Here is a 10,536-nt window from a genome sequence, read left to right as displayed (position 1 = left end):
GGAGTCGCTCGACCTGCTCGTCGTCGCCGACATCGTGATGTCGGAGACCGCCGCGCTGGCCGACGTCGTGCTGCCGGTGACGCAGTGGGCCGAGGAGAGCGGCACCATGACCAACCTCGAGGGCCGGGTGATCCTGCGCGAGCAGGCGGTCGCCCCGCCCGAGGGCGTGCGCAGCGACCTCGACGTGCTGGCCGGCCTGGCCGCGCGACTGGGGTGCGAGGCCGCGTTCCCCGTCGACCCGGAGGAGGCATTCGCCGAGCTGGCCCGGGCGTCGTCCGGCGGGCGCGCTGACTACGCCGGCATCACCTACGACCGGATCCGCGCCGAGCAGGGCGTCTTCTGGCCGTGCCCGGACGCCGAGCACCCCGGCACGCCGCGCCTCTTCGAGACCTCGTTCGCCACTGCCGACGGCAAGGCCCGGTGCCTGGTGGTCGACCACGTCGGCGCCGCCGAGCAGCCCGACGACGACTACCCCGTGCACCTCACGACCGGGCGGGTGCTGGCGCAGTACCAGTCGGGCGCGCAGACGCGTCGCATCAAGGACCTCGTCGACGAGGGCCTCTTCGTCGAGCTCAACCCGATGCTGGCCGGTCGGATCGGGGTGCGCGACGGCGACCGGGTCGAGGTCAGCACCCGCCGCGGCACGCTGAGCGCCCCGGCCAAGGTCGTGACGACGATCCGCCCCGACACGATCTTCGTGCCCTTCCACTGGGTCGGCGCCAACCGGCTGACCAACGACGCCCTCGACCCGATGAGCCGGATGCCGGAGTTCAAAGTGTGCGCTGCCTCGATCGTGCGAGCGGGTGCCTCATGAGTGGCCTCGTGACGAGCCCGGGCGCAGGGCGTGTGGTCGTCGTCGGCTCGGGCATGGCGGCCAACCGCTTCGTCGAGTCGCTGGTCGCGCGCGGCGTGCATGACATCACCGTCCTCGGCGGTGAGCGGCACGCGCCGTACAACCGGATCCTGCTGTCGGCCGTGCTCGAGGGCACCCACTCGGTCGACGCGATCACGCTGCGCTCGCCGGAGTGGTACGCCGAGCAGGGTGTCGACCTGCGGCTCGAGGCCCGGGTCGACCGGCTCGACCGCCTCGACGGCCTCGACCGGGGGGCCCGTGAGGTCGTGCTGGTCGACGGCTCGTCGGTGCCCTACGACCACCTGGTCCTCGCGACCGGCTCGTTGCCCACGCTGCCGCCGATCCGCGGCCTGGTGCGGCTCGACGGTCGCCTGCACGAGCGCCTGCACTCCTTCCGCCACCTCGACGACTGCCTGCGGCTCTCCGCCGACGTGGCCGGTCGTCTGGCCCGGGCCGAGGCGACCGGCCGCGACGTCCGGGCCGTGGTGGTGGGTGGCGGGCTTCTCGGTCTTCAGGTCGCCCGGGCGCTGAGCATCCGCGGGGTGACCACCGAGATCGTCGAGGGCAGCGAGCACCTGCTGCGCAGCCACGTCGGCGCCCCCGCCGGCCGGATCCTGGCCCGCAACCTCAAGCGACTCGACACCCCCGTCTACACCGGCGCGCGGGCCGTGACCTTCACCGACAGTGGCGCGGACATCGAGGGCCAGGGCTCGCCGGACGACCGGTGCGGGCTCACGCTCGACAACGGTCACACCCTCGAGACCGACCTGGTCGTCATCACCGCCGGGGTGCGCCCGTCGGTCTCCCTCGCGCGCCGGGCGAGTCTCGCCGTGCGACGTGGGGTGATCGTCGACGACACCCTCACCACCAGCGACCCCGCCGTCCACGCCATCGGCGACTGCGCCGAGCACGACGGCCGTACGTCGGGGTTCGTGCCCGCGGCGTGGGAGCAGGCCGAGCTGCTGGCGGCCCGCCTGGCCGGCGACGACCAGCGCTACGACGGGAGTCGTGTCGTGGCCCGGCTGCGCGCCACCGACCTCGACGTCGCTGTGCTGGGCGAGCCGGAGCGTGAGGTCGCTGCGGGCGGCGAGGTCGTCGAGATCTCCCACCCCGTCGCCGGCACCCACCGCCGCCTGGTCGTGCGCGACCACCGGATCGTGGCGGCCACGATGGTCGGCGACCTGGCGCGCATCGGTCTGATCACCCAGCTCTTCGACCGCCGCACCGTGCTCGCGCCGCACGAGCCGGGCGAGCTGCTGCTCGGCGACGCCCCCGTGAAGCCGGTGGTCCTGACCGACGACGCCGAAGTCTGCGCCTGCGCCGGCGTCAGCGCCGGACGGATCCGCGCCTGCTCCTCGCTCGAGTCGGTCCGCGAGACCACCCGCGCCACCACCGGCTGTGGCGGCTGCGCCTCCACCGTCCGCCAGCTGCTCGCGCAGCGCCCCGTCCAGCACGACCCGAGCACCACACCAGCAAGAAGCACCGAAGGGAACCTCCGATGATGGCCCATCTTCGTCACCGCCTCGTGGTCGTCGGCCACGGCATGGTCGGCCACCGCTTCGTCCAGGCCGCGATCGAGCGGGGTCTCACCGAGACCCACGACATCGTGGTCCTCGGCGAGGAGCCCCGCGCCGCCTACGACCGCGTCGCCCTCACGTCGTACTTCGAGGTGGGCGCCGACGCGCTCTCCCTCCTGCCGCTCGGGGCGTACGACGACCCGCGCGTCGAGCTGCGCTTGGGGGCGGAGGTCATCGCGCTGGACGCGGCAGCTCAGACGATCAGCCTGGCCGACGGCGAGACGCTGACCTACGACCAACTGGTGCTGGCGACCGGCGCGGCACCCTTCGTGCCGCCGATCGAGGGCCGCGACCTGCCGGGCTGCTTCGTCTACCGCACGATCGAGGACCTCGAGGCGATCCGCGACGCCGCGGCCGGTGCGCGGGTGGGGGCCGTGATCGGCGGCGGACTGCTCGGGCTCGAGGCCGCGAAGGCACTCAGCGACCTGGGCCTCGAGACCCACGTGGTCGAGATGGCTCCGCGCCTGATGGCGGTGCAGGTCGACGACGCCGGCGGTGCGACGTTGCGCCGTCACGTCGAGGAGCTCGGGCTGCGGGTCCACACCGGAGCGATGACGACTGCTGTGCTGGGCGAGGACCGGGTGACCGGCCTCGGGCTCAAGGACGCCGACCCGATCGCGGCCGACCTCGTCGTGTTCTCCGCGGGGATCCGCCCGCGGGACGCCCTGGCCCGGGAGGCGGGACTCGACCTCGCCGAGCGCGGCGGTGTGCTGGTCGACGAGCAGGGTCGCTCCACCAGCCACCCGACGGTATGGGCGATCGGCGAGTGCGCTGCGCCGGGCGGGAAGATGTACGGCCTGGTCGCCCCCGGCTACACGATGGCCGAGGTGGCCGTCGACGCGCTGCTCGGCGGCGGTGGCGCCTTCACCGGCGCCGACATGTCCACCAAGCTCAAGCTGATGGGGGTGGACGTCGCGTCGTTCGGCGACGCGTTCGCCACCACGCCCGATGCGCTCGAGCTGGTCTTCTCCGACGCCGTGGCCGGCATCTACAAGAAGCTCGTCGTGAGCGACGACGGCACCCGCCTGCTCGGCGGCATCCTCGTCGGCGACGCGACGGCGTACGGCCTGCTCCGGCCGATGGTCGCGACCGACACCAACCCGGGGATCCCGCTGCCGGCGAACCCGGAGGAGCTGATCCTCCCCGCGTCGCGAGGCGGTGGCACCGGGGGAGTGGTCCTGCCTGACGAGGCGCAGGTGTGCTCGTGCAACGACGTCACCAAGGGCCAGATCACCGCGGCGGTCGCCGAGGGAGGCACCTGCGACAGCCCGGGCTGCGTCACCGCCTGCACCGAGGCCGGCGCGACCTGCGGGTCGTGCAAGCCGCTGGTGAAGTCGATCGTCGAGGACTACTTCACCGCCCAGGGCAAGGTCGTCGACCGGTCGCTGTGCGAGCACTTCGCCCTGACCCGCCAGGAGCTCTTCGAGGTCGTCGCGGTGCACCAGCACACGTCGTTCGACCAGATCGTCGCCCGCCACGGACGAGGTCGCGGCTGCGACGTCTGCAAGCCGGTGGTGGCCTCGATCCTGGCGACCCAGCTCAACGGTCACGTGCTCGAGGGCGCCAACCGCACGCTCCAGGACACCAACGACGCCTACCTCGCCAACATCCAGCGCAACGGCACCTACTCCGTCGTCCCGCGCATCCCCGGCGGTGAGATCACGCCGGAGAAGCTGATCGTGATCGGCGAGGTCGCCCGCGATTTCGGGCTCTACACCAAGATCACCGGCGGTCAGCGGATCGACCTGTTCGGTGCGCGGGTGGAGGAGCTGCCGCTGATCTGGCGGCGGCTGGTCGACGCCGGATTCGAGTCCGGGCACGCCTACGGCAAGTCGCTGCGCACGGTGAAGTCGTGCGTGGGCTCGACCTGGTGCCGCTACGGCGTCCAGGACTCGGTGCAGCTCGCGATCGACCTCGAGCTGCGCTACCGGGGACTCCGCTCGCCGCACAAGCTCAAGGGTGGGGTGAGCGGGTGCGCCCGCGAGTGCGCCGAGGCGCGCGGCAAGGACTTCGGGGTGATCGCCACAGAGAAGGGCTGGAACCTCTACGTCGGCGGCAACGGCGGCGCGACGCCGGTGCACGCGCGGCTGCTGGCCGGTGACCTCGACACCGCCACGCTGGTCAGCTATCTCGACCGCTTCCTCATGTACTACATTCGCACCGCCGACCGGCTCCAGCGCACCGCCCCGTGGGTCGACAGCCTGGACGGCGGGCTGGAGCGGGTGCGCGAGGTCGTGGTCGACGACGCGCTCGGGTTGGGCGCCGAGCTCGAGGCGGCGATGGCCACGCACGTGGGCGGCTACTTCGACGAGTGGAAGGCGACGATCGAGGACCCCGACAAGCTGGCGCGGTTCGTCTCGTTCGTGAACGCCCCCGACGTACGGGACCCGCACATCTCGTTCCGCGACGAGCGCGGACAGTCGGTGCCCGAGGACTCAGCCGGGCCGGTGTCGCTCGGTGCCACGATCCCTGTGGGTGCGCCGTGACGAGCACCCGTGCGGAGACCGGTACCCGGATCTGCCCGCTGGAGGCCATCGAGGTCGAGGGTGGGGTGGTCGCGCTCGTGGACGGCGAGGCCGTGGCCGTCCTGCGCACGTATGCCGACGAGGTGTTCGCGGTGTCCAACTACGACCCGATCGGCCGGGCGTCGGTGATGAGCCGTGGGATCATCGGATCCCGTCTGATCGACGGGGTCGACGTGCCGTTCGTGGCGTCGCCGTTGCACAAACAGGGTTACGACCTGCGCACCGGCGTGTGCCTCGACGACCCGGAGACCCGCATTCCGACCTACACGGCCCGCGTGTGCGCCGACGGCGCTGTGTGGGTCGGAGCCAAGGAGCTGCATGAACCCGAGCGCCACTGATCGTCCGCTGTCCGGCTTCCGGGTCGGTGTGACGGCGGCACGCAAGGTGGAGGAGCAGATCGGGCTGCTCGAACGACGCGGGGCCGAGGTGGTCTGGGCGCCGGCGCTGTCGCTGGCCGACAACCACGTCGAGGACGCCGACCTGCGGATCGCCACCGACGACGTGCTCGACCGACCGGTCGACCTGTTCCTGGCGACGACCGGGATCGGGCTGAAGGCGTGGTTCGCCGCCGCCGAGCGGTGGGGGCTGCGCGAGCGGCTGCTCGAGCACCTCGGCGCGGCCGAGATCCTCGCGCGCGGACCCAAGAGCGTGGGCGCGCTGCGGGCCAACGGGCTGCGCGAGCTGTGGTCGCCGGAGTCGGAGGAGTTCGAGGACGTCCTCGAGCACCTGCGCGGACGCGACCTCGACGGACAGCGCATCGTCGTCCAGGAGCACGGGCAGTCGTTGTCGATGGTGGCGCACGCGCTGCGGCGCCGGGGTGCGGACGTGACGTCGGTGGCGGTCTACCGGGTCGTCGCTGCGGAGGACCCGGAGCCGATGTTCCACCTCATCGACCAGATCGCCGATCGGGAGGTGCACGCGGTCACGTTCACGGCGGCCCCGGCGGTGGCGGCGCTGATGGAGGCGGCCACGTCGACCGGACGACGTGAGGACGTCGTCAGTGCGTTCCAGGCCGACGTGCTGGCTTCGTGCGTCGGGCCGGTGACGGCTGCGGCCTTCGAGCTGTGGGGTGTGCCGTCGGTCTTTCCCGAACGCTCGCGGCTCGCGGCGATGATCAAGCAGCTCGAGGTCGAGCTGCCGTCGCGGGCAGCCGGCACGTCGTTCGAGGTCGCCGGCCGCACGCTGCTTCTGCACGGCGACGACGTGCTGCTCGACGGCGTCGAGGTCAAGCTCTCCGGCGCCCCGTTGGCAGTGCTGCAGGCGATGGTCGTGAACCCCGGCCACGTGGTCTCGCGGGCTGACCTGCTCGCCGCCCTGCCCTCAGGCACCGCCGGCTCCGAGCACGCAGTCGAGATGGCCGTCGCGCGCCTGCGCACCGCCATCGGCACCCGTTCGGTGCAGACGGTCGTCAAGCGCGGCTACCGCCTCGCCGTCACCCCCACCGACTGAGCGCCTTCAACGCTGGTTGAGGTGTGGGAGCGCTAGCGACGAGCCGCGAAACCCGGTGACGTGCCTGGGACCCCGCCGTGGCCGGCGGGGTGTGGGGCGGGGTGTTCAGGGCTCGGGTGGGTCGTCGAGGGGTGTGGTGACCGGCATGCGTCCGTGCCGTCGGCCTCGGGTGACGCGGAAGCGGTGGCCCGAGGGGCTGGTCCAGTCGTAGACGCCTGGTTGGGGTGAGGTGTAGGTCCAGGTGGAGAAGGTCTTGGCGCGGTGGTGCTTGCGGCACAGGAGCGAGAGGTTCGACGTGGATGTCGAGCCGCCGGCGGCGGGGTTGTTCTTGTTGAACGGGATGCGGTGGTCGAGGTCGCAGTGCTCGGCGCGTCTGGTGCAGTTGGGGAAGACGCAGCACTGGTCACGTAGACGGACTTGCTCGACGAGCTTGGCGGTCGGCACGTAGGCCGAGGTGGAGATCTCTTGGTTGAGGTCGATGACGGGCTTGATGGTGACGGTGGTGCCGGCGGTTTGGCACCAGCCCTTGAGCTGTTCGATGAGGACGTCACCACCACCGATGTTGTCGAGGGTGGCGTGGGGGCTGTCGGCGTCGATGTGGGCGTAGATCACGACCCCACGCCCGCCGGTGTCACCGCCTGCTTCTAGGTCGAGAGTGAGTTGCTGCCTGGCCATCTCACCGACGGCCATGGAGCGCCGCGCTCCGAGGGACTTTCCGCACCCGAGGTCGCCAAGGGTCTTGGCGCCCTGCTTGACGGCGGCCTCGAGGTCGAGGGCGTCTTCGGTCGAGAGGGTGCCGGTGACGTCGACGGTGCCGTCGGTGGGGTTGTTGCGTTGGCCGAGGTGGATCTGGAAGTCGCGGTCATCAGCGGCCTTCCTACGCCGGCGCTCTGCTTCCTCCGGGTCGTAAAGGTCGATGGCCTGGGCGACGGTCCTCTCGATCTGGGCGTACGAGCACGACCGCAGCGTCGGGGCGAGCATCTGGTCGACGTATCGGGCAGCCTCGAAGCTGAGGGTGAGGGTGTGCTCGCAGACCCGAAAGGCCTTCCACACCGGAACCTTCAACGCCACGACCTGTTCCCAGATGCGGCGCAGGCGGTAGCGGAGCTCGAGGGTCTTGGCGATGTAGCCACACCCACCCTCGCTGCTCATACCCATGACGGCGGCGAGGTCGTAGGCAGCGAACTCATCCACCAACGGGCACCCGACGCCGCCAAGGATGACACCGTCGACACCGAAGGTCAGGTCGTCGACCACCGAGTCGTCCACCCGGTACTCAACCGCCCACTCGACGACCATCTGCAAGAGCGCCACGTCGCCGGCGTCACGTGCCGCCTTGGCGTCGACGACTGCCTTGACGGCGGTCGGGATGTGCGTCTTTCGCATGGTCCGATTGTAGTCGCAATCACCGACATTCGATAGTACGTTCGAGCGAGTTGTGGATCAGATGCGCGGCCCGCCCGCGCTCTCGTAGGAACTAGGGCCGGAGGTCGGTAGTCATGACCTCGTGAAGCCAGGCGTCCAGTCGGTCGAGCTCATCGACAGAGTCGAAGAAGGCCTTCTTGCCCGGTGGAGGCAGGAAGCCCACCGCATCCATGACCAGCCAGTACCGGTCGGGCCGGGTCGCAGTCAGCGCCGCGTAGGCGGTCAGGAAGGATGTGGCGGACTCCGTGCCGCAGCTGACGGCGAGGTTGGTCGCCGCGTGGGCCGCGTCGAGCCAGGCGGGTCCGGTCGAGGTCTCGACCCAGTCGACGACGCCCGAGATGCTGCTGTCGAGCCACAGCAGGTTCCGGTGGCTGAAGTCCCGGTGCAGGAAGGTCGGTTCGTACGTCGGCGGTCCCGCAGCGAGGAGGTCGAATGCCCGCGACCACACGTCGGGCTGACGTGACCAGGTCGGGACGGTCCACTTCGCCTCCCACGCCCACGACTGATAGTCGCGAAACGGCTCCGTCGGGCGGACGTCGTGGATGCCGGCGAGCATCTCGGCCATGGCGGCCACCGTCGCGGCGTCGATGTGGGTGGCCGGAGCCCCTGGCAGGCGCGACATCAGGTGGGCCGAGACTCCGGTTGCGACTCCCTCGGCGTCGAGCCCGAGACTCACAGGCGCCGGCACCGGTGTCGCCAGCAGCTGGATCTGGGCGGCGCGCTCGCGTCGGGTCAGGTCGGCGCCGTGCGCCCGCCACGGGTCCTTGGTCATCAACCGAAGCACCGAGCTCGCCCCGGAGCGCTGGGTGAGCGCCAACATCGTCGACGTGAGGCCGCCCGGCAGCTCGGTCACCTCTACGACAGGTTCGCAGAGGACGGACTCGGCCCAGGCGACCGCTTCGTGACGCACGACCCGGATCGTACGGGGCAGACGATCCGCTCGCCTATGAGCTGTGCGATGCCTACGCAGGCCGCTCCTCCCCGGTGTCAGCCGTGGAGCTGGTGCGCTCGCTGGGGGGAATGAGCCTCAGAGAAGCGCCCGAGCGCTGTCTCGTCAGGCAGGCTCCCGCTCCGGCGGAGACCGGCCGGACGGGCTAGTCCTCGCCCTTGCCGCCGTCGATGCCCGAGGAGATCAGGTTCATCACCGAGGAGTCGGCGAGCGTCGTGACGTCACCGATCTCGCGGTGCTCGGCGACGTCCTTGAGCAGGCGCCGCATGATCTTGCCCGAGCGCGTCTTGGGCAGTTCGGGGACGACCATGATCTGACGCGGCTTGGCGATCGGGCCGATCTGGGTGCGCACGTGCGCCCGCAGCTCCTCCACGATCCCGTCGCCGCCGTCTCCGGCCTCGTCGGTGAGGATCACGAAGGCGCAGACCGCCTGTCCGGTGTCCTCGTCCTTGGCGCCCACGACCGCGGCCTCGGCGACCTTCGGGTGCGACACGAGCGCCGACTCGATCTCGGTGGTCGAGAGGCGGTGGCCCGACACGTTCATGACGTCGTCGACCCGACCGAGCACCCACAGGTCGCCGTCGGTGTCGAGCTTGGCGCCGTCACCGGCGAAGTACCACCCCTTGTCGCGGTACATCGACCAGTAGGTGTCCTTGAACCGCTGGTCGTCGCCCCAGATCGTGCGCAGCATCGCGGGCCACGGCTCGGTGAGCACGAGGTAGCCGCCGTTGCCGTTGCCGACCGGGGTGCCGTCCTCGCTCACCACGTCGGCGCCGACGCCGGGGATCGGGATCATCGCCGAGCCCGGCTTGCCGTGCGTGACGCCCGGGAGCGGGCTGATCATGATCATCCCGGTCTCGGTCTGCCACCAGGTGTCGACGACGGGCGTGCGGTCGCCGCCGATGACGTGGCGGTACCAGACGTAGGCCTCGGGGTTGATCGGCTCGCCGACCGAGCCGAGCAGGCGCAGCGACGACAGGTCGCGGCTGTCGGGGATCTGGCGCCCCTGCTTCATGAACGAGCGGATGGCGGTGGGCGCGGTGTAGAAGAGCGTGACGCCGTACTCCTCGATGATGTCCCACCACCGACCGCGCTCGGGCGAGTCGGGCGTGCCCTCGTAGAGCACCTGCGTGGTGCCGTTGGCGAGCGGGCCGTAGACGATGTAGGAGTGCCCGGTCACCCAGCCGATGTCGGCGGTGCACCAGTAGACGTCCGTCTTGGGCTTGAGGTCGAAGACCGCCCAGTGCGTGTAGGCCGCGCCCGTCAGGTAGCCACCCGTCGTGTGCAGGATGCCCTTGGGCTTGCCGGTCGTGCCCGAGGTGTACATGACGTACAGCGGGTGCTCGGCGTCGAAGAACTCGCACGCGTGCTCGGTGGACGCCGTCGCGACCGACTCGTGCCACCACACGTCGGTCTGGTCGTTCCAGCCGTCCTCGCCGGGGTCCTGCCCCGTGCGCTGCACGACGAGGACCTTCTCGACCGTGTGGCCGAGCGCGGCGGCCTTGACGACGGCCTCGTCGACGGCCGGCTTCAGCGCCGAGGGCGCACCCCGGCGGTAGCCGCCGTCAGAGGTCACGATCACCTTGGCCTGGCAGTCCTCGAGGCGGGAGGCGAGGGCGTCGGAGGAGAAGCCGCCGAACACCACCGTGTGCGGGGCGCCGAGGCGAGGCTGAAAATCCTTTGCCGCCATAAATCCTTTTGAAATCGCAACAGTATAAACACGACAGATATTGCGCTGCTGTTTTGGCATCATCATGA

General features: G+C 70.7%; 8 protein-coding genes. 5 read left to right on the top strand and 3 right to left on the bottom strand.

Translation table 11 applies throughout. The features are described from left to right. The 5 genes from VOI19_RS06665 to VOI19_RS06645 all read left to right on the top strand — a co-directional run. Positions 1-814: molybdopterin oxidoreductase family protein (locus VOI19_RS06665; protein WP_323792177.1), on the top strand; the 814-nt coding region annotated here is incomplete at its 5' end. Continuing rightward, the gene (locus VOI19_RS06660; protein ID WP_323792176.1) at positions 811-2,355 is read left to right on the top strand and encodes an FAD-dependent oxidoreductase; all 1,545 of its coding nucleotides are present in this window, start codon (positions 811-813) and stop codon (positions 2,353-2,355) included. The genes VOI19_RS06665 and VOI19_RS06660, both read left to right, overlap by 4 nt. Next, complete coding sequence (gene nirB, locus VOI19_RS06655; protein ID WP_323792175.1) at positions 2,355-4,916, top strand: nitrite reductase large subunit NirB; 2,562 nt, start codon at positions 2,355-2,357, stop codon at positions 4,914-4,916. The genes VOI19_RS06660 and nirB overlap by 1 nt, the downstream gene beginning before the upstream one ends. Beyond that, complete coding sequence (gene nirD / locus VOI19_RS06650; RefSeq protein WP_323792174.1) at positions 4,913-5,293, top strand: nitrite reductase small subunit NirD; 381 nt, start codon at positions 4,913-4,915, stop codon at positions 5,291-5,293. The genes nirB and nirD overlap by 4 nt, the downstream gene beginning before the upstream one ends. Then, positions 5,274-6,404: a uroporphyrinogen-III synthase gene (locus VOI19_RS06645; RefSeq protein WP_323792173.1), complete on the top strand. Its 1,131-nt coding sequence runs from the start codon at positions 5,274-5,276 to the stop codon at positions 6,402-6,404. The genes nirD and VOI19_RS06645 overlap by 20 nt, the downstream gene beginning before the upstream one ends. A gap of 105 nt (positions 6,405-6,509) precedes the next feature. Here VOI19_RS06645 and VOI19_RS06640 read toward each other — a convergent pair whose 3' ends face one another. The 3 genes from VOI19_RS06640 to acs all read right to left on the bottom strand — a co-directional run bounded on the left by VOI19_RS06640 (position 6,510) and on the right by acs (position 10,468). Continuing rightward, positions 6,510-7,790 carry an HNH endonuclease signature motif containing protein gene (locus VOI19_RS06640; protein WP_323792172.1) on the bottom strand — a complete coding sequence of 427 codons (1,281 nt, stop codon included), beginning with the start codon at positions 7,788-7,790 and terminating at the stop codon, positions 6,510-6,512. Positions 7,791-7,881: 91 nt separating this feature from the next. After that, the gene (locus tag VOI19_RS06635; RefSeq protein ID WP_323792171.1) at positions 7,882-8,739 is read right to left on the bottom strand and encodes an aminoglycoside phosphotransferase family protein; all 858 of its coding nucleotides are present in this window, start codon (positions 8,737-8,739) and stop codon (positions 7,882-7,884) included. Positions 8,740-8,923: 184 nt separating this feature from the next. Beyond that, positions 8,924-10,468, bottom strand: a complete 1,545-nt coding sequence (gene acs, locus VOI19_RS06630; protein ID WP_323792170.1) for an acetate--CoA ligase — start codon at positions 10,466-10,468, stop codon at positions 8,924-8,926. Positions 10,469-10,536: the final 68 nt, after the last annotated feature.

The organism is Nocardioides sp., from assembly GCF_034670285.1.
GTDB lineage: Bacteria > Actinomycetota > Actinomycetes > Propionibacteriales > Nocardioidaceae > Nocardioides.
Note: the sequence above shows the minus strand (reverse complement) of the source record. Positions and strands in the feature narration are given on the sequence as shown.